The sequence below is a fragment of the Beutenbergia cavernae DSM 12333 genome (genome assembly GCF_000023105.1).
Classification (GTDB): Bacteria; Actinomycetota; Actinomycetes; order Actinomycetales; family Beutenbergiaceae; genus Beutenbergia; species Beutenbergia cavernae.
Map to the genome: position 1 here is coordinate 1,282,890 of NC_012669.1, position 23,709 is coordinate 1,306,598.

A 23,709-nucleotide genomic window follows, 5' to 3' on the forward strand; every position below is an offset into this window, starting at 1 on the left:
GCCGGGGCGCCGGAGCGGTCGGCGGCGGCCGGGCGGTTGAGGGCGGGCGGCCGGGACTCTGCTGGGAGGATGGCGCCATGGCGCAGTCCGAGGGGAGCGGCCGCGCCCGCGTCGCGACCGCCGCGCAGCGGGACTGGTACGCCAGTGCTCGGCTCCAGGCCGGGCGAAGCCCGGTGCCCGTCGCGCAGGCGCTCGTTCGGGACGTCGCGGGCGCCGTCCTGCTCGTCCGGCCGGCGTACAAGGACGGCTGGATCCTGCCCGGCGGCATGGCCGAGCGCGGCGAGGGCCTCGTGGCGGCAGCACGCCGCGAGCTGCTCGAGGAGACGGGGCTGAGTCGCGAGCCCGGGCGCGAGCTGGTGCACGAGGTGGTGGACGCGTTCTCCGACCCGGCGCTCCCGCTCGAGGTAGCGGTGTTCGACTGTGGACTCGTGCTGCCGGGCGAGCGGATCGTCATCCCGACGGACGAGCTGCTCGACTGGGCTCTGCTCCCACCCGCCGAGGCTGTTGCCCGTATTGCCGACTACGAAGGCGGCAGGCTCGCGCGCGCCCTGGCCGGGGCTCCGCCGATCCCGTGAACCGCCGCCCACCGATCCGGTAGCCGACGCACCGAGGCGGACGGCGCCGGACTCAGCCGTCCCCGGGCGGCAGCCCGATGCGCTGCGCGGCGTCGAGCGCGAGCGCGTTGAGGTAGTCCGCGTGGTGCGTGACGCTGCCGTCGTGGTGCCCGAACAGCTCGAACGAGATCGCTCCGAACAGCAGCGTCCAGGCGGAGACGACACGCATCGTGTCGAGCGGGTCGATGTTCTCCGCGGTGAGACCGAGATCCGGGAGGCGCCTGTGCAGGTCGTCGGCGTCGGCCCGCACGCCGGGCGGCACGGGCGCCGCGAGCTCGGACGGCGCGCGGCGCACGCCGATGCGAGCGGCGTCCACGAGGATCGCCGCGAGCCGCAGGACGACCCGCGTCGCCGGCGGCACCGTCGTCGCCGGGGCGCCGTAACCGGGGACCGGGGTGCCGTAGAGCAGGGCGTACTCGTGCGGGTGCGCCAGGCTCCACTCGCGCGTCGTGCGCCACACCGTGACCCAGCGCGCGGTGACGTCGTCGGCGGGCAGGGCGGCGTCGGTCTCGGCGACCGCATCGCCGAGACGTGTGTAGCCGGACGTGATGAGCGCCGTGAGGATCTCGTCGCGGCCGGCGAAGTAGCGGTAGACGGCCGACGGCACGATGCCCAGCTCGCGGGCGATCGCCCTGAGGGACAGCGCGGCCGGCCCCACCTCGCCGAGCTGCCGTCGGGCGACGCCGACGATGTCGTCGACCATCGCCTCGCGGGCCGCAGCGCGCGGGGTCCGACGGCGGCCCGCGCCACCCGCGTCCGGCTCCTCGGGCGGTCTCCGGTCCTCCCGCGTCGTCATCCGCCGCTCCTCCCGGTCGAAAGTGTGAACAGTGTTCTTGACATCTCGCCACCCGCTGGTGAACGATGTTCTCACAAGAGAACACTGTTCACGAAACGGAGAAGTCCCATGGCACGCTTTCTCATCCTCGGCGCCGGCCCGATCGGCGCGACCACCGCCCGCACCGTCGTCGACGACGGTCACGACGTCACGGTCGTGACCCGATCCGGCTCCGGGCCAGACCACCCGCGGATCACCCGCGTCGCGATGGACGTCGCCACCGGGCCGCTGCGCGACGTCGCGACCGGGCACGACGTCGTCGTCAACGCGCTGAACCTCCCGTACGCCGACTGGGCCGAGGGGTGGCCGCCGCTCCACGCGGCGATCATCGACGCCGCCGCGGCCGCCGGCGCGGACCTCGTGACCGTCGGGAACCTCTACCTGTACCCGGCGGGGACGAACCCGATGACCGAGCGGTCGCCGATCGACCCACCGACCCGCAAGGGGCGGATCCGCGGGCGGATGTGGCACGAGATGCTCGCCGCCCAGTCCTCCGGGCGCGTGCGGGTGACGGAGGTCCGCGCGTCCGACTACGTGGGCGGCCAGGTCACCGGCCACCTGACGGCCCACGCCGGGCCGCGGCTCGTCGACCCCGTGCTGCAGGGCCGCGTCGCGCGCGTGATCGGCGATCCCGACGCCGTGCACACCTGGACGGCGATCGGCGACATCGCCCGCGCCGTCGCGACGATCGCCCTCGACGACCGCGCCTGGGGTCGCGCGTGGCACGTGCCGAGCGCGCCCGCTCGCTCCATCCGCGAGGTCGCGCAGGACGTGGCGGCCGCCGGCGGCGCCCTGCCCGCACGAGTGCGGCGCCTCCCACGGCTCGCGATGCGCGCCGCCGGCGTCGTCCAGCCGCAGCTGCGCGAGGTCCTCGAGATGACGTACCAGTTCGACGCGCCGTTCGTCGCCGACCACGCGGAGACCGCCGCGACGTTCGGGCTGACGCCGACGCCGTGGGAGACGACGATCGACGACGTCGCCCGGGCCGGGCTCGGGCGGCTCGGGCAGGGTACGGCCGCCAAGCCGGCCGTCGCGAAGCCCGTCTGAGCGCTGCCTACGCGGGGGAGGCCGCCGTCGGCTGCGAGAGCGCCTCACGGAGCACGTCGAGGCCGACGGAGCCGACGTCGAGCGCGCGGCGGTGGAACGCCCGCAGGTCGAACGCGTCCCCGGCGACGGCTCGGGCGTCGTCGCGGATCTGCTCCCAGAGGCGCTGGCCGACCTTGTACGCGGGCGCCTGCCCGGGCCACCCGAGGTAGCGGTCGAGCTCGAACCGCAGGAAGCCCTCGGCCATGTTCGCGTTGGCGTCGAGGAACGTCCAGGCCTTCTCCGCGTCCCACGTGCCGCCGCCCCACGCCGACGGGCACGGCTTGCCCAGGTGCACGCCGATGTCGAGCACCACGCGCGCCGCGCGGAGGCGCTGGCCGTCGAGCATGCCCATCCGGTCGGCCGGGTCGTCGAGGAAGCCGAGGTCGGCCATCAGCCGCTCCGCGTACAGCGCCCAGCCCTCGCCGTGCCCGCTGACCCAGCACAGCTGGCGGCGCCAGGTGTTGAGCAGCGCCGAGCGGTACACCGTCTGGCCGATCTGCAGGTGGTGGCCGGGAACGCCCTCGTGGTACACGGTCGTGCGCTCGCGCCACGTGCCGAACTCGGTGACGCCCTCGGGCACCGCCCACCACATGCGCCCGGGCCGCGAGAAGTCGTTCGTCGGCCCGGTGTAGTAGATCCCGCCGGACTGGGTCGGCGCGATCATGCACTCCAGACGCCGCACGGGTTCGGGGATGTCGAACTGCGTGTCCGCGAGCGCGGCGACGGCGGCGTCGGACGTGGTCTGCATCCACTCCCGCAGCGCGTCGGTGCCGTGCAGCTGCCGAGCGGGGTCGGCGTCGAGCCTGGCCATCGCCTCCTCGGGTGAGGTGCCGGATCCGTACAGCTCGGCGGCGACTGCGTCCTGCTCGGCGACGATGCGGGCGAGCTCCTCGAGGCCCCACTCGTACGTCTCGTCGAGGTCGACCTGCGCGCCGAGGAACGTCCGGGAGAACCGCTCGTACCGCTCGCGGCCGACGGCGTCCGCCTCGGGCGCGCGGGGCGCGAGCTCGTCGCGCAGGAACGTCGCGAGCTCGCCGTACGCGCCGCGCGCTGCGTCCGCCCCGGCCACCAGGGCTGCGGCGTCGCCGGCCTGGGCGCCGCGCTCGGCGAGCTGCGCCCAGAAGCTGTCGTCGCCCGCGAGCTCCTCGGCCTGCGCGATGCACGCGGCGACCTGCCGGGTCGCCGCGACGAGCCCGGTGGCCGCTCCTTCGCGCAGCGACTCCGTGAAGCCGTCGATCGCCGCCGGCACGTTCGCCATGCGGGCGGCGATCGTGGCCCAGTCCTCGGCCGTGTCCGTGGGCATGAGGTCGAAGATCTCGCGGATCCCCTGCAGCGGCGACGAGATGACGTTGAGGTTCGACAGGTCCTCGCCGGCGTCGTACAGCTCACCCTCGAGCCCCAGACGTTCGCGCATGGCCGCCTGCGTGACGGTGTCGACCTCGTCGATCGCGGCGATGCCGGCGAGCCTCCCGAGGACGGCGGTGCGCTCCGCGTCCTGCGTGGCGAGCCCGGCCGGTGAGAAGTCGTCGAGCTCCGACTGGTCGCCCGGCAGGCCGACGTACGTCCGCAGCATCGGGCTCAGGCGCCCGAGCGTGGTGACGTAGTCCTCGGCGACGGCGTCGGTGGGGGTGCTGGCGCGTTCTGCTGTGGTCACGACCGCGAGCCTACGACGCCGGCGCGGGCTACCGGGTGCCAATCCGCTGGGGTAGCGTCGTCACTCGAACCGATTCGACGCCGTCGCGCGTCAGCCTCCCTTCCCGAACGGAGCCCCATCGATGACGCTGCCCGAGCCCTCACCCCTTCGCGTGACCGTGTGGGGCGAGAACGTCCACGAACGGCGTGACGAGCAGGTCCGGGCGATCTATCCCGACGGGATGCACACCGTGGTCGCCGACGCGATCCGTGAGCACCTCGGCGACGCCGTCGTCGTCCGGACAGCGACTCTCGAGGAGCCCGAGAACGGGCTCACCGAGGAGGTCCTCGCCTCCACCGACGTGCTCACCTGGTGGGGTCATGCCGCGCACGACGACGTGAGCGACGCCGTCGCCCAGCGCGTGCAGGAGCACGTGCTGTCGGGGATGGGCCTCATCGCCCTGCACTCCGCCCACTTCGCGAAGCCGTTCAAGCTCCTCATGGGGACCAGCTGCCGCCTGCGCTGGCGCAACGACCACGACCGCGAGCTGATCTGGACCGTGGACCCGACGCACCCGATCGCGGCGGGCGTCCCGCAGCCGCTCGTCAACGCCGAGGACGAGATGTACGGCGAGCACTTCGACGTCCCGGCGCCGGACGAGCTCGTGTTCGTCTCCTCGTTCACGGGCGGCGAGGTCTTCCGCTCCGGTGGCGCCTGGAAGCGCGGCCACGGCAAGGTCTTCTACTTCCGCCCGGGCGACCAGGACTACCCGGTGTACTACCAGCCGGGGATCCGGCGCGTGATCGCGAACGCCGTGGCGTGGGCGCGCCCCTCCCGCGCCGAGCGCGAGCTGCCGGGGATCTTCCGCGCCGACGTGCCGGCGATCGAGGCCGCCGCGCTCGAGCTCGCCGCGACCGACGGCGTCGCCTCGCCCGCGTGACGACCTCACCGCGCCTCGTCGTCGTCGGCGCGGGCGGCATGGGCCGCGCCTGGATGCGGACGATCCTCGACGCCGACGGCGCCACGCTCGCGGGCGTCGTCGATCTGCGGCCGGACGTGGCTCTCGCTGCGCTCGAGGACCTCGGCGCGTCCGACGTGCCCGCCGGCGACGACGTGGTGACGCTGGCGCGCGAGGTGGGCGCGGACGCCGTCGTCGACGTCGCGATCCCCGAGGCGCACCACGCCGTGACCACCGCCGCGCTCTTCGCGGGGTATCCCGTGCTCGGCGAGAAGCCGGCAGCCGTGGACGTGGCGCAGGCGCTCTCGCTCGCCGCTGCGTCGGAGGTCACCGGCCGGCTGTTCATGGTGAGCCAGTCGCGCCGCTGGAACCCGCACGTGGAGTCGCTGCGCGCTGCGGTCGGGACGCTGGGGGCCGTGGGCTCGGCGACCGCCGAGTTCTTCCGTGCCCCGCGGTTCGGCGGGTTCCGCGAGGCGATGGCGCAGCCGCTGCTCGTCGACATGGCGATCCACCACCTCGACGCGGCGCGGTACGTGCTGGGCGCCGAGGCGGAGTCCGTCTGGTGCGACACGTACAACCCGTCGTGGAGCTGGTACGACGGCGACGCCGCCGCGGTGGCCGTGTTCGAGATGGCCGGCGGCGCGCGGTTCTCGTACCACGGGTCGTGGTGCGCGCCGGGTGCGGAGACCTCGTGGAACGCGTCGTGGCGCATCGGCGGAGCGCTCGGCACGGTGACGTGGGACGGCGAGACCGCGCCGGTGGTGGATGACGGGGACGACGGCGGCCCGCACGCCGTCACGTCCGCTGCGCCCTCGGAGGGGATCGCCGCTGCGCTCGCGGCGTTCCTCGCCGCCCTGGCGGGCGGGACGACGCCGTCGGGCGAGATCCACGAGAACGTGCGCAGCCTCGCGATGGTGGAGGCTGCGGTGGAGTCCGCGCGGACGGGGGAGCGGGTGCGGCTCGACGACCTGCTCGAGCGCGCTCGCGTCGACGCCGTCGCAGCCGAGGCGAACCCCGAGGTCCGTGCGGTGCTCGCCGGGTGGTCGTCGGTGCGCGAGGCGCTCGTCGCCCGCTGACCCTCCGCGAGAGGATCTGTGCGCGACCGCGAGAGGGTCTGTGCGCGACCGCGAGAGGGTCTGTGCGCGACCGCGAGAGGATCCGTGCGCGACCGCGAGAGGATCGTGGCGCCACGGCACCATGGGGTGTGCGCGCTACGCGTCGGCCGGAGCGCTGCGACCCTGTCGTCGCGCGGCGAGGTAGCGGCGCGTGAGGCGCACCGTGTCGCGCCACGTCGGGCGCACCGGCCCGTCCTGCCGGAGCACGGCGTCGGCGCCGCCGTCCACGAACGCCACCTGACCCGTCATGAACGTGTTGTCGCGCCCGAGCTGCCACGCGAGAGCCGAGGCCACGCCGTCTACGGGCCCGGGGAAGCCGAGCGGCTGCGGCATGATCGCCACCGTCGCGCGCCGCTCGTCGGGATCGCCGAGCACCATCTCGTGCGCCGCGGCGGTGTCGACGACCCCCGGGGCGACGGCGTTCAGCGGGATCCCCGCGCCGGCCCAGTCCCGTCCGACAGCGTGCCGCCGCAGCCACCGGTTGAGCGCGAGCTTGGTCGAGCCGTACACGATCCGGCCGCGGCCCTTCGCGATGACGCGCTCCGCGGCGGCAACGGCCCGCGTCTCGTTCCCGGCGAGGCATGCCGCGACGACCCGGCGGTCCGTCGGCACGATCGAGGCGAGCGACGAGACGACGGTGACGCGCGGGGCGTCGCTCGCCGTCAGCAGCGGGCCGAGCCCGTCGAGGGTCGCCAGCGTCCCGAAGTAGTTGAGCCGCACGGTGACGGGGTCGAGCGCGCCGACGCCGGCCACCGCCGCCACGCCGTCGATCCGACCGCCGGAGAGTCGGCGGACGTCGGCGACGAGCGACCGCCGCCCGTCGGGCGTCGCGAGATCCGCCGTGACCTCCGCGTCGAGCAGGTCGACCCCGATGACCTCGGCGCCGGAGGCCGTGAGGAGGTCGCGGAGCGCACCACCGATCCCGCCGGTGGAGCCGGTGACGACGTAGCGGCGATCGGTGTGGGGAGAAGTCAGTGCATTCATGCATCGATACAGTAGTGCATCGCTGCAGAAGTGCACCGACAGGCGGTAGAGTGCGGCCCGTGGAGGGCACCGGCAGGCGGGAACGCAAGAAGCAGCAGACGCGGGACGCCGTCGTCGCCGCCGCCACCGACCTCTTCGCCACCCGCGGCTTCCGGCAGACAACGGTCGCGGACATCGCGGCCGCCGCCGACATCGCTCCCCGCACCTTCTTCCTCCACTTCGCGTCGAAGGAGGACGTGCTGTTCGCTCACGTCGAGGACTTCGTGGCCGAGGCGGCGAACGCGATCCGGGCGGCGCCCCAGGGGGCGGACCCGGTCGACGCCGTGGTGGGCGCCGTCGAGCTGCTCGTCGCCCACTTTCCCGAGATCGCGGCGCTCGCCGTCGACCGCTCACGGGTGCTGGGCGCCGTCGCCGGTGTGCCGGTCTCGTTGCTGCGTCGACTCGTGCGCGCCCACGCCGCGCTCGTCGCGGCGGCCGAGGACCGCTTCGGCGACGCCGTCGACGCGGTCGAGCTCGGGGCGCTCGTCGGGGCGGTGCTGGGCGCGGCCTCGTCCGCCGCCCGCGCACGCCCCGGTGCCGATGCCGGGGCGGCGCAGGCGGCGATGCGCACGGCGGTGCGGCGCGCCGCGCAGGGCTTCCGCGATTGAGTGGAGCGGGCGGGCGGGAGGATGCTCGTGACGAGGTCGAGCACGTGAGGAGGGCCGACGAGTGTCCGAGCCGGGTGCGACGACGGCGGAGCGACGGCGTGATCCCGGCGACTGGAGCCTGCTGAGCGAGGGGGTCTGCGCGCATTTCCGGACCGGCTCGTTCGCCGTCGGCGCCGAGCTCGCCAAGGCGGTCGTGACCCTGGTGCCGGCAGATGCCGTGCGGGTGGCGATCGACGTGCGCCGCCGCGGGGTCACCGTGCGGCTGCCGGCCGACGGTGCCGGTGAGGGCGACGGCCGCCTGGAGGCGGGCACCGCGGCCCGGATCTCCGCCGTCGCCCGACGGCTGCACGCACCCTCGGACTCGTCAGCGCTCCAGTCCGTGGAGGTGGCGATCGACGCGTCGGACGTCCCGGCCGTGCTGCCGATGTGGCAGGCGGCGCTCGGCTACGAGGCGAACGGCGACTCGCTCGTCGACCCGCGCGGGCGGAACGCCACGTTCGTGTTCCGGCCGGGTCATGAGCCAGACGGACGCCGCCATCGTGTCCACATCGACCTCGCCACGCCGTACGACCTCGCGGACGCTCGCCGTGCTGCGGCGCTGGCGGCGGGAGGCCGCGTCGTCACGGCCGCCCGGCCGTGGGTGATCGCTGACGCGGAGGGGAACGAGACCTGCGCCGGCGGCGCGAACCCGGATCTCGTGCCCCGTGCCCCGGGCGAGCGCGAGGGCTGGGACGGCGATCTGGCCGAGGCTGCCGACGAGCCGGCCGAGGTCGGCTGGCGCGAGTTCCACGAGACCGCCGGCGTCGCCGACTGGCGGATGCTCGACATGGGCGCCACTGCGTTCTTCCGAGCCGGGAGCCTGGCTGCGGGCGCCCGGCTCGTGCGCGAGGTCAGCGTCCTGCCCGGCCTCGGCGACCGCCGGCCGGAGCTCGATCTCCGGCCGGACGGCGTCACGGTCCGCCTCATCACGCTGACGCCGACGTTCGGCGGGCCGGCAAGCAGGCAGGACGTCGTGCTGGCGCGGGAGATCTCGACCATCGCCCGCGCTCTCGGCCTCGTCGCGGACCCGACCGGTGTGCAGAGCCTGCTCGTCGCGATCGACGCTCTCGACATCCCCGCGGTGAAGGGGTTCTGGGGCGCCGCCCTCGGCTACGAGCCTCGACCTGACACCGACCAGGACCTCCTCGACCCGCTCGGCCACTGCCCGGTCGTCTGGTTCCAGCAGATGGACGAGCCGCGGGGGCAGCGCAACCGGATCCGGCTCGAGGTCACGGTCCCGGCCCAGCACGCGGCTGCCCGCGTGCTGGGCGCCGTCGCCGCCGGTGGGCACGTCGTCGGGGACGAGGGGCCGGACAGGACGCTGATCGCCGACGTCGAGGGAAACGAGCTGTGCCTGGCCGCGGCGCGATGAGGCGATCGCCTACACCGTCTCCACGGCCGCTGCGCGTAGCAGCACGGCGTCGAACGGGGCGTGCGACGCCAACCGATCGGTGATCCCCTGCGTCACGACGCGCTTCGCGACGGCGACGGCGTCCGTCACGTCGGCGCCCTTCGCGAGCTCGGCGGTGATCGCCGCAGCGAACGTGCACCCCGCCCCGCTGACCCGCTCCTCGCCGATCTTCGGCGTCCGGAACTCGGTGACCCCGTCGCCGTCGAACAGGACGTCGACGGCGTCGGGACCGGGGAGCTCGACGCCACCCTTCGCGACGACGTAGCGCGGACCCCCGCTCGTGTCGAGACGTGCGTGGATGCGACGGGCGGCCTCGGCGAGGTCCCGGGCGGTCGAGATCGCGTCCATCCCGGAGAGCGTGAGAGCCTCGAAGTGGTTCGGCGTGACGACCGTGGCGAGCGGCAGGATTTGCGCCGTGAGCGCGGTGTCCGTGTCGAGCGCGGCGCCGGGCTCCTGGCCCTTGCAGATCAGCACGGGGTCGAGCACCACGTGGCGCCAGGGCTGCGCCGACAGCGAGCGGGCGACGACGTCGATCGTCGCCGGCGTGCCCAGCATGCCGATCTTCACGACGTCGAGGTCGTGGCACGAGGTCGCGGCCTCGATCTGGTCGGCGATGACCTGGGGGTCGACCGGCACGAACCTGTGACCCCACGCGTTCGTCGGATCGAACGACACGATGCAGGTGATGGTGCCGACGCCGTACGTGCCGAGCGCCTGGAACGTCTTGAGGTCTGCCTGGATCCCCGCGCCACCGGTGGCCTCCGACCCGGCGACGACGTACGCGAGTTCAGTCACGGGGGTCACCGTACGCACATCTCGCCCAGTGCGTGATCCCTCCTCGCGACACGCCGAGCGACGGCGGACGGAGCATGCTCTCGACGTCGGGACGGCTCGCGGTGGCGCAGGGAACCTCTCGCGGTCGCGCAAGGAACCTCTCGCGGTGGCGCACAGAACCTCTCGCGGTGGCGCACAGAACCTCTCGCGGTGGCGCACAGAACCTCTCGCGGTGGCGCACAGAACCTCTCGCGAAGGGGGAGGGTCAGGCGCGGAGGGACCGGCGCCACGCGTCCAGGCCCCGGCCGGCGCTCCCGAACGCCGGAGCCGCGCCGGCTCCCGTACCCGGCAGCCGGCGCACGCGGGACGCGGCGACCCAGGCCGACGACGGCGCGGCGTCGTCGTCCGCCTCCGCGGCGAGAGCCGCGCGCGCGGCGGCGAGCCCGGCGACCAGGGCGGCGAGCTCGACGTCGTCCGGCGCCCCGCGCACGACGTGGACCACCGGCTGCCCGGCCGCGTCGAGCGTGACCGCGACCTCCGCGTCGGCCGGTGCCTCGTCCGGCGCCGGGCGCCGCCCGAACAGCCTCACAGCGGGATGTTCCCGTGCTTCTTGGGGGGCAGCGTCGCCCGCTTGCTGCGCAGGGCACGCAGGGCCCGCACGATCTGCACCCGGGTCTCGGACGGGGCGATGACGGCGTCCACGTAGCCCCGCTCCGCCGCGTCCCACGGGTTGACGATCGCGTCCTCGTACTCGCCGATGAGGCGGGCGCGTTCGGTCTCGACGTCCCCGCCGGACTCCGCGACGGCTCGCAGAGCCCCGCGCTGCAGGATGTTGACTGCGCCGGAGGCCCCCATGACGGCGATCTGCGCCGTCGGCCACGCGAGGTTGACGTCGGCGCCGAGCTGCTTCGAGCCCATGACGATGTACGCACCGCCGTAGGCCTTGCGGGTGATGACCGTGACGAGCGGCACGGTCGCCTCGGCGTACGCGTAGATGAGCTTCGCGCCCCGCCGGATGATCCCGTTCCACTCCTGGTCGGTGCCGGGCAGGAAGCCCGGGACGTCGACGAACGTCAGCACCGGGAGGTTGAACGCGTCGCACGTGCGCACGAACCGGGCGGCCTTCTCGGCGGCGTTGATGTCGAGCGTCCCGGCCATCGCGAGCGGTTGGTTGGCAACGATCCCGACGGCGTGGCCGTCCACGTGCCCGAAGCCCACCACCACGTTCTTCGCGAACAGCGGCTGCACCTCGAGCAGGGCGCCGTCGTCGAGGACGTGCTCGATCACCGTGTGCATGTCGTACGGCTGCGAGTCCGAGTCGGGCACGAGCGTGTCGAGCTCGGAGTCCTCGGCGGTGACCTCGAGGGAGGTCTCGGCCGGGAACGTCTGAGCGTCCGTGAGGTTGTTGGACGGCAGGAAGGTGAGCAGCGCGCGGACGTACTCGAACGCGTCGTCCTCGTCGGCGGCGAGGTAGTGCGCGACGCCGGAGCGCTCGTTGTGAGTCTGCGCGCCACCGAGCTCCTCGAACCCGACGTCCTCGCCGGTCACCGCCCGGATCACGTCGGGTCCGGTGATGAACATGTTCGACGTCTTGTCGGCCATCACGATGAAGTCCGTCAGGGCGGGAGAGTAGACGGCGCCGCCGGCGCTCGGCCCGAGGATCAGGGAGATCTGCGGGATGACGCCGGAGGCGGCGACGTTGCGCCGGAAGATCTCCGCGAACTGGGTGAGCGCGGCCACGCCCTCCTGGATGCGTGCCCCGCCGCCGTCGCTGATCCCGATGAGGGGCACGCCCGTGCGCAGCGCGAGGTCCTGGATCTTCGCGATCTTCTGCCCGTGCACCTCGCCGAGGCTGCCGCCGAACACGGTGAAGTCCTGCGAGTAGATGCACACGTTGCGGCCGTCGATCGTGCCGTGGCCGATGACGACGCCGTCCCCGAGCGGGCGTCGCCGCTCCAGCCCGAAGTTGGTGGATCGGTGCCGGGCGAACGCGTCGATCTCGGTGAACGAGCCGTCGTCGAGCAGCGCGTCGATGCGCTCCCGGGCGGACTTCTTGCCGCGGGCGTGCTGGCGTTCGACGGCGGCCGCCGCGGGGGCGTCGAGGTCGTCGGCGAGGCGCCGGCGCAGGTCGTCGAGCTTGGCGGCGGTGGTCGAGGCCGCGGTGGGGTCGGTCACGATCCTCCACCCTAGTTGTGTGGTTCGGCACTTCTCCTGCCGGGATGCGGGGTGTCGGGCGAGGTTTCGTTGTCGGGTCGGCACAACGGGCCCCGCGCGGCGTGCGTGGGACCCTGGTGGGATGGCGGAGCCAGGTCCGAGCGTCTTCCCGCGTCTCGACGTCGTGCCGCGCACCGGCTCCACGAACGACGACGTCGTGGCGGGCCTGCGCGCCGACCCGGCCGCGTGGCCGCATCTCGCCGCGTTGCGCGCCGAGCACCAGGACGCCGGCCGCGGCCGCACCGGACGCGGGTGGGAGACCCCGCCCGGCACGGCGCTCACCGTCTCGATCGTCCTGCGCCCGCGCGTGGCGCCGGAACGCTGGCCGGTTCTCACACTGCTCGGCGGGTTCGCCGTCGTCACCGGGCTGCGCCAGCTCGGCGCCCCGGCGGCGCTCAAGTGGCCCAACGACGTCGTGCTGCCCGCCCAGCCGGCGATCGAGGGCTGGGGACCGCTGCGCAAGGTGGGCGGGGTGCTGGCCGACGCGGTGCCGGGCGCGACGACGGAGCGGTCGCCGGGCGCCGTGGTCCTCGGCGTCGGGGTTAACGTGGCGCAGGCGGCGGACGAGCTTCCCGTGCCCTGGGCGACCTCGCTCGCGCTGGCGGGCATCGTCACCGACGCGGAGCACGTGCTCGACGCCGTCGGAACGGCCCTGGCCCGGGCGTTCACCGTGTGGGAGGACGCCGACGGCGACCCGCAGACGTCCGGCCTGCTCGACGCCCTGCGAGCGGTGACGACGACGCTCGACGAGGCCGTCGCCGTCCAGCTGCCCGGCGGGCACGTGCTCGAAGGGCGCGCCGTCGACCTGGACACGGCCGGTCGCCTGCTCGTCGACGTGGGCGGCCACCTCCAGGCGGTCGACGCCGGCGACGTGCGGCACCTGCGGCTCGCCTGAGCGCTCGCTGAGCGGAGGTACGCTCTCGTGACGTGAGTCACAGCGCCTCGGAGCGGCCGGAGTCCTCGCCCGCCCAGCCCTCGACGTACGAGCGCCACGAGCGGGCGCTCCTCGGGGGCGCGCCGACGCTGACCGTCGACGACGTGGCGGTGGCGGCGCGGACGACGCCGGCGTTCGTCCGCATGTTCTGGCGCGCGATGGGGTTCGCGAACGTGCGCGACGACGAGGTGGCCTTCACCGCGACCGACGCCGACGCCGTCCGCGACGCCGCGGCGCTCATGGCGAGCGGGCGGATCGACGAGCGCACGTTCGTGACGGTGCTGCGCGCGCAGTCGCACTCCGCGGACCGGCTGGCACTGTGGCAGGTCGAGGCCCTGGTGGACGACGGCGTGCGCCGGCTCGGCCTCGACGACACGAGCGCGCGGCTCCTCGTGCTCGACCGGATCGGCATCGCGACGGACCTGCTCGAGCGCGGGATGGTCTACGCGTGGCGCCGCCACCTGGCCGCGCTGCTGCGGCGGATGGACGCCGCCGTCGGCCGGTCGGGGGCGCAGGCCCAGGGCGGCGACGAGCTCCCCCTCGAACGGGCCATCGGCTTCGTCGACGTCGTCTCCTACACCTCGCGCACGGCCCACCTGGGCGCCCACGACCTCGCGGAGCTCGTGCAGTCCTTCGAGCTGTTGGCGCGGGACGCGATCACGACGGCGGGCGCCCGCGTGGTGAAGACGCTCGGCGACGGCGTCCTGTTCGTCGCCGACGACCTCGTGACCGGCGCCGAGGTGGCTCTCGACGTCGTCCGGGTGCTCGAGGTGGCCGAGCAGCCGGTGCCCGTGCGGGGAGCGATCACCTGGGGGCGGGTGCTGTCCCGCTCCGGCGACGTGTTCGGGCCGACGGTCAACCTCGCGTCCCGGCTCGCCGACATCGCCGGTCCCGGTCAGATCCTCACCGACGCGGTGACCTGGGCGGTGCTCGCCGATCTCGACGCCGGCAGCGGTCTGTTCGCCCACCGCGACCTGGACGCGCAGCAGGTCGCAGGGATCGGCGTCGTCGAACCCGTGCTGCTCGAACGGCAGCCGGACGGGGACGTCGGGCCGAGGACACGGGACGCGGGCGAAGGATCCCGATAAGCGCGCTTGGGGAGCGTATGAGATTACGATGGGGCCCGTGACCAGAGTGCTGCTCGCTGAGGACGATCCCGCCATCGCTGAGCCCCTCGCCCGGGCGCTGACCCGTGAGGGGTACGACGTGTCCGTCCACGGCACCGGCCGGGGCGCGATCGAGGGTGCCGCGAGCACCGACCTGTTCGTGCTCGACCTCGGCCTCCCGGACATGGACGGGCTCGACGTCGCGCGCTGGATCCGCAACCAGGGCCTGACCACGCCGGTGCTCGTGCTGACGGCGCGGGCCGACGAGGTGGATCTCGTGGTCGGCCTGGACGCCGGCGCCGACGACTACGTGACCAAGCCGTTCCGGCTCGCGGAGCTCCTGGCCCGCGTCCGTGCGCTGCTGCGGCGGGCCGGGGCCGACGGCGGCGACGACGACGAGCTGAGCGCCCAGAACGTGCGGGTCGACGTCGCCGCGCACCGGGCGTTCCAGGGCGAGCGGGAGCTGCAGCTCACGGCGAAGGAGTTCGAGCTGCTGCGCGTGCTCGTGCGCGAGGCCGGTTCCGTGGTGTCGCGCGAGTCGCTCATGCGCGAGGTCTGGGCGTCCGACCCGACGGGCTCCACGAAGACGCTCGACATGCACATCTCCTGGCTCCGCCGGAAGCTCGGCGACGACGCGAACGCGCCGCGCTACATCTCGACCGTCCGGGGCATGGGCTTCCGGTTCGAGGACGGAGACGGCTAGTCCGTGCGTAGGCGCGTCCTGCTGGCGACCATCTCCGCCGTCGTGGTGGCGGTCATCCTGATCGGGGTCCCGACGGCGGTCCTGGGCGCGCTCATGGTGCGGGACGCGGCCGTGCAGAACCTCGAGGTCCGCACGGCGGCAGTGGCGCGGCAGGTCGAGCGCTACTTCGCGATCAACGCTCCCCTCAGCCCGGACGCCCTCGAGCTGTGGGTCGAGGAGGACTCGGCCCTCGCCGCCTCGATCACGGTGACGACGCCGGACGGCGAGGTCATCCACGTCGGGCCGGATTACTCGGACCAGCCGACGTGGTTGGTCAAGCAGGCGACGCCGTCGGGCGGGCTCGTGGTGCTCGACATCTCCGGTTATGCGCTCGCGTGGCGGATGGGCCAGGTCGTCGTCTACGTGGTGATCGCGTCGGCGGTCGCGTTCGTCATCGCGACGCTTCTCGCGCGCTACCAGGCGCGCCGGCTCGCCGCGCCGCTCGTCTACCTCGCGGCCAGCGCCGAGCAGATCGGCTCGGGGCAGGTGCGGCCGCGGCTGGAACCGTCCGGTGTCGAGGAGATCGACCTCGTGGCGGCCGAGCTGGCGCGGACGTCGGACCGGATGGCGGCTCGGCTCGCCGCCGAGCGGCAGTTCGCGGCCGACGCGTCGCACCAGCTCCGCACCCCGCTCACGGCGCTGTCGATGCGGCTCGAGGAGATCCAGGCGCTCACCACCGACGACGACGTGCGCGAGGAGGCGCGGGTCTCCCTCGAGCAGATCGAGCGACTCGTTGCCGTCGTCGACGACCTGCTCACGAACTCGCGACGCGCGGGCGGCGGCACGACCGAGGTCGTGCACCTCGCCGACGTCTTCCACCAGCAGGAGGACGAGTGGGCGCCGACTTACGCGCGCAGCGGGCGGAAGCTCGTGTTCGACGACGCCGGGCCGGCCTCCGTACTGGCGTCGCCGGGCGCCTTGGCGCAGGTGCTCGCGACGATCCTGGAGAACTCCCTCAAGTACGGCGCCGGGACGACGCGGGTGGCGTGCCGGACGTCGTCGTCGGGCCACGGCGTGGTGATCGAGGTGAGCGACGAGGGGCCGGGCGTGGACGCCAAGCTGGCGCCGCGGATCTTCGAACGCTCGGTGACGTCCGGGAAGGGCAGCGGGCTCGGGCTCGCCCTGGCGCGGGATCTCGTGGCGGCCGACGGCGGCCGCCTCGAGCTGCGCCAGGCGTCCCCACCGGTGTTCGCGATCTTCCTCAGCGCGGTGCCCACGCGCCTCGACCCGGACCGCGTGCTTCCCCCGGGGTCGCTCGTGGCGGTGGGCCGCCGGCGACGCCGACCCTGACGACGCCGCGCTCAGCCCACCTGGTCGGGTTCGAGCACCGGCCCGACGCCCGCGACCGGCTTCTCCTCGTCGCCGGTGAAGACCCACGAGCGGTAGCCGAGGTAGCGGAACGCGGTGCCGAGGCCGAGGCCGACGACGTTCGCGGCGATGTTGTCCGCCAGGGCGGTCTGCAGGCCGAGCACGTAGTGGGAGAACCACAGGCAGCCGACGGCGATGACCATGCCGCCCACGTTGACGAGGCTGTAGCCGATGAACTCCCGGGTGCGTGACGCCGTCCGCCGGTCCGAGAACGTCCAGTGGCGGTTGCCGAGCCACGCCACGAGCGTCGCGACAGCGACGGAGACGACCTTCGCCGTCAGCGGCTTCGCCTCCAGCAGGTGCCCGGGGCCAAATCGCAGGAGGTTGAACAGCCCGACGTCGACGACGAACGCGACGGCGCCCACCGAGCCGAACCGCAGGAGCTCCGGGAGGAGGCCGCGGAGGCGGGTTGACGAGAGGGCGCGGGTCGGCACCGTCCGAGCGTAGCCCGCGTTGCTGTGGCCGGGTAGCGCTCGATCCCTCAGGTGCTCCCGCCCGCGGCGCAGCCCGTCTGCGGCGTCGGCCCCGGCGGCTGACGCCGATACGATCGACCCATGACGTCACCCGTGGTCGCTGTCGTCGGAGGCGGCCAGCTGGCACGGATGATGGCGCAGGCCGCGGTCGGCCTGCAGGTCGAGCTCCGTGCCCTCGTCGAGTCACCCACCTCGAGCGCCGCGCAGGTGATCCCCACCTCGAGCGTCGGCGCCGCCGCCGATGCCGACGCGCTGCGCCGGCTCGCCGCGGACGCCGACGTGCTGACGTTCGAGCACGAGCACGTCCCCGGCGAGGCGCTGCAGGCGATCCGGGCCGACGGCCACCGGGTCGAGCCCGGCCCGGAGGCGCTGCTCTACGCGCAGGACAAGATCGCGATGCGCACGCGCCTGACCGAGCTCGGCGTGCCCTGCCCCCGCTGGGCGGCGGTCACCAGTCGGGCCGAGATCGAGGCGTTCGGCGACGACGTCGGGTGGCCCGTCGTCGTCAAGACGCCCCGCGGCGGCTACGACGGCAAGGGGGTCCGGCTGCTCGGCCGGGACGACGCGATCGACTGGCCGTTCCCGCTGCTGCTCGAGGAGTGCGTCCCGTTCGAGCGCGAGCTCGCGGCGCTCGTCGCCCGGCGTCCCTCGGGCGAGATGCGCGCCTGGTCCCTCGTGCAGACGATCCAGCGGGACGGCGTGTGCGCGGAGGTGCTCTCACCGGCTCCCGGTCTCTCGCCCGCCGCGGCGGCGGAGGCGACGCAGGTCGCCGCCACCATCGCTGACGGTCTCGGCGTCACGGGTGTGCTCGCCGTCGAGCTGTTCGACGTCGGCGGCCGCGTGCTCGTCAACGAGCTGGCGATGCGGCCGCACAACAGCGGGCACGTGACGATCGACGCCGCCACGACCTCGCAGTTCGAGCAGCACCTGCGGGCGGTGCTCGACCTCCCGCTCGGCGACCCGACGCAGCGCGCGCCCCACGCCGTCATGGCGAACGTCCTGGGCAGCGAGCTCGCCGACCCCACGACCGCCTACCCGGCCCTCATGGCCGAGCTGCCGCACGTCAAGGTCCACCTGTACGGCAAGGAGGTCCGGCCGGGGCGCAAGCTCGGCCACGTCACGGTCGTGGGCGACGACCTGGACGCGCTCCGCCGTGACGCCGCCCGCGCCGTCGCGCACCTCACCGGCCGCACCGCCACCGAAGGGACATCCACATGAGCGAGGCCACCGGAAGCTCCGCACGCCCCGTCGTCGGCATCGTCATGGGATCCGACTCCGACTGGCCGACGATGGAGGCAGCCGCAGACGCCCTCGCCGAGCACGACGTCCCGCACGAGGTCGACGTGGTCTCCGCGCACCGCACGCCCGCCGAGATGCTCGAGTACGGCCGCACGGCCGCCGACCGCGGCCTCCGCGTCCTCATCGCGGGGGCCGGGGGAGCCGCGCACCTCCCCGGCATGCTGGCGTCGGTGACGCCGCTGCCGGTGGTCGGCGTGCCCGTCCCGCTCGCGCACCTCGACGGCATGGACTCGCTGCTCTCGATCGTGCAGATGCCCTCCGGGGTCCCGGTCGCGACGGTGTCGATCGGCGGTGCGCGGAACGCCGGACTGCTCGCGGTGCGCATCCTCGCGGCGGGGGCCGACGACGACGCCGCCCGCCTCCGGGAGCGGATCGTCGCCTTCCAGGAGGGTCTCGCCGAGACGGCCCGGGCGAAGGGCGCGCGCCTGCGCGCCGCGCGAGGGCACACCACCGGATTCACGGCCTGACGAGCGGCGTCCGACGTCGAGCTCGTACCTTCGCGGCGAGCTCGACCATCCGGGAGTGCGAGCTCGCCGCCAGGTACGAGCTCGCGCCGAGTCGCGCTCGACACGTGAGCGGAGTCACCGCCGCCCTCACACGATCTCCATGAAATCACCGGGCGTTATCGGTTCGTGACCTTTAACGTGGACGGCGATGCCTGCGACGCCAACGACAGTTCCGGACGCCGCACCCGACGCACCGACCACACCCGCGAGCGTCGTCCGGCTCCCTCGACCCCTCCCCGTTCCCGCCGCACCGAGCAGCCGGCCACGGCTCCGTGGCCTCGACGGTCTGCGCTTCGTCGCCGCCGTCACGGTCGTGCTCTACCACTTCGCCGCGTACGCCCGGTACGAGGACCAGACCTGGGGCGAGCAGGTGACGGACGCCGTCGGCCCGATCGGCGTCGTCGCCTCCTACGGCGCGCTCGGGCCGTACCTCTTCTTCGTGATCTCGGGCTTCGTGATCCTCATGACGGCGTGGGGGCGCGACGTGCCGCACTTCCTCGCCTCCCGGGCGGGGCGACTCTTCCCGGCGTACTGGGTGGCGGTCCTCGCCACCGCGACGCTGCTCATCGCCATCTGGAACCCCGGGCGGTCGGTGAGCTGGGAGACGGCGGGTGTCAACCTCACGATGTTCCAGCGGGCGTTCGGTATCTCGCACGTCGACGGCGTGTACTGGACGCTCTGGGTGGAGATGCGGTTCTACCTCCTGGTCCTCGTGTTCCTGCTGGTGGGGATCACACGACGGCGGATCGAGCTCGTCGCCGGGCTGTGGCCGCTCGTGGCGCTCATCGCCCTGCAGCTCGACCTCGGGGTGCTCCCGTACTGGCTGATCGCGAACGAGGCGCCCTTCTTCGCCGCCGGCATGGCGATCTTCCTCATCCACCGGCACGGGCACACGGTGCTCCGTTGGATGATCCTGCTCGTGAACACCGGGCTCGGCGTGGCCTACCTCGACTCCTCGCTCGTGCCGACGATCAGCGAGAACACCGAGAACGCGCCGTCGCGTCCGCTGATGGCGGTGCTCGTGGTGGCCTGCGTGGCAGCCGTCGCCGCGGTCAGCTGGGGTCGCGCCGCGCACCTCGGTTCGCGCTCCCGGCGGCTCGGAGCCGTGCTCACGCTCGGCGGTGCGCTGACGTATCCGCTGTACCTCATCCACCAGTACTGGGGCTGGTGGGTGACGTCGATGCTCGCGTCCCGGCTGCCGTCGTGGGTGGTGCTCCTGGCGGCGCTGGGCTTCTCGCTCATGGCGGCCGCGCTCGTCCACTACGCCGTCGAGCGTCGGTTCGGACCCGCGGTCCGCGACGCCGTCCTGCGGTTCTGCGAACGCGTCCGGCTCGCCGGGCGGAGCGCGCGACCTCACCCCGTGGCCTCGCACGGTGCCGTCGAGCTCGGATCGTGAGACGACGCTCGTCGTCGTGACCCGTTCGTGAATGACGGATCCCTGACCTGACGACGGCGGTAGGCAGGAGAACCTGATCTCGGTGTCAGCGATCAGGTCTCCTCAGGTCAACATTGCACCAGCTGATGGGCGTAGACGCACCAAGCGAGACCCCCAGTTAACTCAGTGAACGCGGCGTGGTGTGCGTCACACTCGGGCCCGGCCCCTGGCCCCGGTGACGGGTCGTCCCCACGATGGAGGCACCGGCGGAGGCCGGAGTGGGGTAGCGACAGACCGGGCTCGCGGGGGCAGGTGCGGTTCGGTCGATCGGGGCGGCACGGACCGTTCACGCTGGCTCGACAACGGCGACGAGGACAGTCGTCAGTTGTCATCGCCATGAGGCGTGGGGGCCCATGTTCATCTTCCTGCTCCAGCTGCGGCATACCTTCGAACAACAGTCCGAAATCCATCTGTTCGCCGTCTTCTCGCTGATCGTCTGGGCGCTGTGGCTCGTCAAGGTCGTGCTCTCGCGACGCTACCGCGGGTGGACGGAGCCGCACGAGGCGACGAGCAGCGTCGTCGTCCCTGTGGTCGACGAGCCCGAGGACCTCTTCCGCGACGTGCTCACCCGCATCGTCGAGCAGGGCCCGGACGAGGTCATCGTCGTCATCAACGGCGCCCGCAACTCGACGCTCGAGGCGATCTGCGACGAGTTCGGCCCCGCCGTGCGCTGGGTGCACACACCCATCCCGGGCAAGCGCAACGCCGTGAAGATCGGCACGGCGCTGTCACGCGGTGAGATCACCGTCCTCGTGGACTCGGACACGGTCTGGACCCCGGGCACGCTGCCGGAGCTCCTCAAGCCGTTCGCGGACGCGCGGGTCGGCGGGGTCACGACCCGCCAGCGCATCCTCGAGCCGGAGCGGTCGTGGATCACGCGGTGGGCCGACTGGCTCGAGAACACCCGAGCCCTGTACTCGATGCCGGCGCAGAGCGCACTCGGCCAGGTCGGGTGCCTCCCGGGTCGGACCATCGCGTTCCGCCGCAACATCCTCATGCGGGTCATGCCGAAGTTCATGACCGAGGAGTTCCTCGGCGTCTTCCTCGAGGTCTCGGACGACCGGACGCTGACCAACCTCACGCTCAAGGAGGGCTACCGCACCGTCTACCAGCACTCGAGCCTGGTCTACACGGACGCGCCGCTGCAGGTGCGCAAGCTCTTCAAGCAGCAGCTGCGCTGGGCCCGCGGGAGCCAGTACAACACCCTGCGGATGCTGCCGTGGATGCTCGGCCACGCCCCCGTGCTCGCCGTGTTCTTCCTCGTCGACATCATCCTGCCGTTCCTGCTGTTCGGCACGATCGCCGGTTGGATCTACCGGGCGGTCAGCGGCACCGGCGTCAACCTCTACCAGGCCATCCTCGAGACCTACGGCGTCAGCACCGGTCTGGTGTGGGTGCTCGGACTCATGATCGCCTCGTCGGTGCTCTCGATGGCGATCCGCCAGGTGCGGCACCTGCAGGAGAAGCCGAGCGACTTCGTCCGGCTCCCGGTCTTCATCGTGGTCTCGACCCTGTTCCTCATGCCGATCCGCCTGCTCGGGTTCGTACGGATGGCCCACGCGAGCGGATGGGGGACCCGGGCCGGGGCGTACGCCGGCGGACGGGCGGAGGAAGACGCCGTCGCCGGTGCGTCGCTCGCGTCCGGCGAGCTGGAGGTCGTCGATCGGGAGCCGGCCCGACCCCCGGACCCCGTGCCGCACGAACGGGACGCCTTCGACGAGCTGATCCTCGGCTCCTACGGTGACGACCCCGCGCGTCCGGGCGGCGCCGCCGTCGCCACTCGGCCCGCCGAACCCGAGCTCGACACAGTGGCGCCGGCACCGACACGCAGCCGGCGCGTCAGCGCCCGGCCACCGAGCCGTCGTCGTCGTCGCCTCAACCCCCTCGCGGCCGTCCCGTACGGCATCGCCGCGCTCATCCTCGCTCTGGAGGCCCTGCTCTATGTCTGATGTCACGACCGCCACCTGGTGGCTCACCGGACGTACCGGATCACGCCTCGCCCGTCCTCGGATCGCTGCGGCCGCGCTCGCGATCCTGCTCGCCATCGTCACGGTCGTGGTGTGGCTGTCGCCCGGAGCCAGGTCCGCCATCACGGGTGAGGAGAGCGCCGCGGACCGCGAGGCAGAGCTCGCGCTCGAGAACGCCGCGCTGCAGGCGGAGCTCCGCGAGACGCAGGATGCGCTCGGCGCGGCGCGGGACCACCGGGATCAGGCGGACGCTCTCGCCTCGAGCCGGCTCGACGGCAAGATCGACGCCGAGCAGGCGGCGGGCGAGCTGCGCGGTCGCGTCGGCGAGCTCGAGGCGATGGCGTCCGACGCCGTCCCGTCCGGCAACGCCGGGAGCGGCGGCGGGAGCGGGGGCGGCTCGGCGTCCGGAGGATCGCCCCCCGCCCCCGCGCCGGACCCTGCGCCCGCCCCGGCGCCTGCCCCCGCGCCCGCCCCGGCGCCGGACCCGGCACCGGACCCGGCGCCGGCACCCCCGCCGGACCCCGCACCGCGGATCCCGACGCGGGAGGAGCTCATCGACCCGGCCGAGCGGTACTACGGGATGTACACCCAGCAGGCGCCGTTCAACTGGGCGACCTGGGACGACACCGCGACGCGGGTCGGCCGGCTGCCGTCGCTCGTCGGCTACTTCCAGGGCTGGGACGAGGGGTTCCGCGCCGACGCCGTCGACCGCGCCTGGGAGCGCGGGTTCTTGCCGATGATGACGTGGGAGTCGCGGCCCATCGCCGCCGCGAACGACACCGTGGACGAGCCGGAGTACTCGCTGCCGCGCATCCTCGGCGACCCCGAGGCAGGCGTCCCCGGGGCGTTCGACCCGTACCTCCAGCAGTTCGCGCGCGACATCGTCGCGACCGGGAAGCCGCTCGCGATCCGCCTCAACCACGAGATGAACGGCAACTGGTACCCGTGGGCCGAGACCGACGGGCAGGGCAACCCGATCAACGGGAACCGCGCGGGCGACTACGCCGCCGTGTGGCGCCACGTCCACGACATCTTCGAGGCTGAGGGGGCGAACGACCTCGTCATCTGGGTCTGGGCACCGAACCGGATCGACCGGCTGCCGACGTCGCTGCAGGACCCGGCCCACATGGCTTCGCTCTACCCCGGCGACGAGTACGTGGACTGGATCGGCATGTCGGGCTACCTGCGCCCGCCGGGCAGCTACGAGGAGTCGACGTTCGACGAGACGTTCGGCCGCACGCTGGAGCAGCTGCGCGGGATCGCCGACAAGCCGGTCATCCTCGCCGAGATCGGGGCCTCGGAGACCGGCGACAACAAGCCGGCGTGGATCGAGGACTTCTTCGCGGCCTTCGACGATCCGGCGAACGACGACATCATCGGCTTCTCCTGGTTCAACCTCGCCGTGACCTCGTACGTCGAGGGGGAACGCGCGACCAACGACTGGCGTGTCGACTCCCGCCGGGACTCCCTGGCGGCGTTCGCGGAGGGCATCGCCGTGGAGGGCCGTCGATTCGGCGGCGATCCCGTCGACCCGTGACCCCGACCCCTACCTCCCACCTCACCCATCGG

The 23,709-nt window shown here is 73.4% G+C and carries 22 protein-coding genes; 15 read left to right on the forward strand and 7 right to left on the reverse strand.

Annotation, left to right across the window (positions count from 1 at the left end):
• The first annotated feature begins 77 nt into the window (after positions 1–77).
• Positions 78–575 (forward strand): NUDIX domain-containing protein, encoded by a 498-nt coding sequence (locus BCAV_RS05750; RefSeq protein ID WP_015881641.1) that lies wholly within the window; start codon positions 78–80, stop codon positions 573–575.
• Between the two features lie 52 nt (positions 576–627).
• Here BCAV_RS05750 and BCAV_RS05755 read toward each other — a convergent pair whose 3' ends face one another.
• The gene (locus tag BCAV_RS05755; RefSeq protein WP_015881642.1) at positions 628–1,410 is read right to left on the reverse strand and encodes a TetR/AcrR family transcriptional regulator; all 783 of its coding nucleotides are present in this window, start codon (positions 1,408–1,410) and stop codon (positions 628–630) included.
• Positions 1,411–1,518: 108 nt separating this feature from the next.
• On the opposite strand from BCAV_RS05755, the gene BCAV_RS05760 reads away from it, so the two are divergent.
• Complete coding sequence (locus tag BCAV_RS05760) at positions 1,519–2,496, forward strand: NAD-dependent epimerase/dehydratase family protein (RefSeq protein ID WP_015881643.1); 978 nt, start codon at positions 1,519–1,521, stop codon at positions 2,494–2,496.
• Between the two features lie 7 nt (positions 2,497–2,503).
• Here BCAV_RS05760 and BCAV_RS05765 read toward each other — a convergent pair whose 3' ends face one another.
• On the reverse strand, positions 2,504–4,189 hold the full coding sequence (locus BCAV_RS05765) for a DUF885 domain-containing protein (RefSeq protein ID WP_015881644.1): 1,686 nt from the start codon (positions 4,187–4,189) through the stop codon (positions 2,504–2,506).
• Positions 4,190–4,310: 121 nt separating this feature from the next.
• Between BCAV_RS05765 and BCAV_RS05770 the strand changes: the two genes are divergently transcribed.
• Positions 4,311–5,108 (forward strand): ThuA domain-containing protein, encoded by a 798-nt coding sequence (locus BCAV_RS05770; RefSeq protein ID WP_015881645.1) that lies wholly within the window; start codon positions 4,311–4,313, stop codon positions 5,106–5,108.
• Positions 5,105–6,202 (forward strand): Gfo/Idh/MocA family protein, encoded by a 1,098-nt coding sequence (locus tag BCAV_RS05775; protein ID WP_015881646.1) that lies wholly within the window; start codon positions 5,105–5,107, stop codon positions 6,200–6,202. Before BCAV_RS05770 ends, BCAV_RS05775 begins: the two co-directional genes overlap by 4 nt.
• Positions 6,203–6,337: 135 nt before the next feature.
• On the opposite strand, the gene BCAV_RS05780 is transcribed toward BCAV_RS05775, so the two are convergent.
• Positions 6,338–7,225, reverse strand: coding sequence for an SDR family oxidoreductase (locus BCAV_RS05780; RefSeq protein ID WP_015881647.1), 888 nt, complete (start codon positions 7,223–7,225; stop codon positions 6,338–6,340).
• 59 nt (positions 7,226–7,284) lie between these two features.
• Between BCAV_RS05780 and BCAV_RS23145 the strand changes: the two genes are divergently transcribed.
• Together BCAV_RS23145 and BCAV_RS22910 are read left to right on the forward strand one after the other, a co-directional pair.
• Positions 7,285–7,872, forward strand: a complete 588-nt coding sequence (locus tag BCAV_RS23145) for a TetR/AcrR family transcriptional regulator (protein WP_050761667.1) — start codon at positions 7,285–7,287, stop codon at positions 7,870–7,872.
• A gap of 61 nt (positions 7,873–7,933) precedes the next feature.
• Entirely contained in the window at positions 7,934–9,283 is a 1,350-nt protein-coding gene (locus BCAV_RS22910) for a VOC family protein (protein WP_015881649.1), read from the forward strand.
• 9 nt (positions 9,284–9,292) lie between these two features.
• Here the strand turns inward: BCAV_RS22910 and BCAV_RS05800 are convergent, their stop codons facing one another.
• From BCAV_RS05800 to BCAV_RS05810, 3 genes are all read right to left on the reverse strand, one after another.
• A complete protein-coding gene (locus BCAV_RS05800) occupies positions 9,293–10,117 on the reverse strand; it encodes a hydroxymethylpyrimidine/phosphomethylpyrimidine kinase (RefSeq protein ID WP_043348738.1) in 825 nt (274 codons plus the stop codon).
• Positions 10,118–10,361: 244 nt separating this feature from the next.
• Entirely contained in the window at positions 10,362–10,685 is a 324-nt protein-coding gene (locus BCAV_RS05805) for an acyl-CoA carboxylase epsilon subunit (RefSeq protein ID WP_015881651.1), read from the reverse strand.
• On the reverse strand, positions 10,682–12,271 hold the full coding sequence (locus BCAV_RS05810) for an acyl-CoA carboxylase subunit beta (protein WP_015881652.1): 1,590 nt from the start codon (positions 12,269–12,271) through the stop codon (positions 10,682–10,684). Before BCAV_RS05810 ends, BCAV_RS05805 begins: the two co-directional genes overlap by 4 nt.
• Before the next feature lie 121 nt (positions 12,272–12,392).
• Here BCAV_RS05810 and BCAV_RS05815 point away from each other — a divergent pair, with 121 nt between their 5' ends.
• The 4 genes from BCAV_RS05815 to BCAV_RS05830 are packed head-to-tail and all read left to right on the forward strand — an operon-like array spanning position 12,393 to position 16,382.
• The gene (locus BCAV_RS05815; RefSeq protein WP_015881653.1) at positions 12,393–13,205 is read left to right on the forward strand and encodes a biotin--[acetyl-CoA-carboxylase] ligase; all 813 of its coding nucleotides are present in this window, start codon (positions 12,393–12,395) and stop codon (positions 13,203–13,205) included.
• A 32-nt stretch (positions 13,206–13,237) separates the two neighbouring features.
• Positions 13,238–14,332, forward strand: coding sequence for an adenylate/guanylate cyclase domain-containing protein (locus tag BCAV_RS05820; RefSeq protein ID WP_015881654.1), 1,095 nt, complete (start codon positions 13,238–13,240; stop codon positions 14,330–14,332).
• 37 nt (positions 14,333–14,369) lie between these two features.
• Positions 14,370–15,053: a response regulator transcription factor gene (locus tag BCAV_RS05825; protein ID WP_043346668.1), complete on the forward strand. Its 684-nt coding sequence runs from the start codon at positions 14,370–14,372 to the stop codon at positions 15,051–15,053.
• Positions 15,054–15,056: 3 nt separating this feature from the next.
• Positions 15,057–16,382: an ATP-binding protein gene (locus BCAV_RS05830; RefSeq protein WP_015881656.1), complete on the forward strand. Its 1,326-nt coding sequence runs from the start codon at positions 15,057–15,059 to the stop codon at positions 16,380–16,382.
• An 11-nt stretch (positions 16,383–16,393) separates the two neighbouring features.
• Here the strand turns inward: BCAV_RS05830 and BCAV_RS05835 are convergent, their stop codons facing one another.
• Complete coding sequence (locus tag BCAV_RS05835) at positions 16,394–16,894, reverse strand: GtrA family protein (RefSeq protein ID WP_015881657.1); 501 nt, start codon at positions 16,892–16,894, stop codon at positions 16,394–16,396.
• Between the two features lie 120 nt (positions 16,895–17,014).
• Between BCAV_RS05835 and BCAV_RS05840 the strand changes: the two genes are divergently transcribed.
• The 5 genes from BCAV_RS05840 to BCAV_RS22915 all read left to right on the forward strand — a co-directional run bounded on the left by BCAV_RS05840 (position 17,015) and on the right by BCAV_RS22915 (position 23,677).
• Positions 17,015–18,151, forward strand: a complete 1,137-nt coding sequence (locus BCAV_RS05840) for a 5-(carboxyamino)imidazole ribonucleotide synthase (RefSeq protein WP_015881658.1) — start codon at positions 17,015–17,017, stop codon at positions 18,149–18,151.
• A complete protein-coding gene (purE, locus tag BCAV_RS05845; RefSeq protein ID WP_015881659.1) occupies positions 18,148–18,699 on the forward strand; it encodes a 5-(carboxyamino)imidazole ribonucleotide mutase in 552 nt (183 codons plus the stop codon). The genes BCAV_RS05840 and purE overlap by 4 nt, the downstream gene beginning before the upstream one ends.
• A gap of 187 nt (positions 18,700–18,886) precedes the next feature.
• The gene (locus tag BCAV_RS05850) at positions 18,887–20,134 is read left to right on the forward strand and encodes an acyltransferase family protein (RefSeq protein ID WP_015881660.1); all 1,248 of its coding nucleotides are present in this window, start codon (positions 18,887–18,889) and stop codon (positions 20,132–20,134) included.
• Positions 20,135–20,526: 392 nt separating this feature from the next.
• Positions 20,527–22,122 carry a glycosyltransferase gene (locus BCAV_RS05855; protein ID WP_015881661.1) on the forward strand — a complete coding sequence of 532 codons (1,596 nt, stop codon included), beginning with the start codon at positions 20,527–20,529 and terminating at the stop codon, positions 22,120–22,122.
• Complete coding sequence (locus BCAV_RS22915; RefSeq protein WP_015881662.1) at positions 22,115–23,677, forward strand: glycoside hydrolase family 26 protein; 1,563 nt, start codon at positions 22,115–22,117, stop codon at positions 23,675–23,677. The genes BCAV_RS05855 and BCAV_RS22915 overlap by 8 nt, the downstream gene beginning before the upstream one ends.
• Positions 23,678–23,709: the final 32 nt, after the last annotated feature.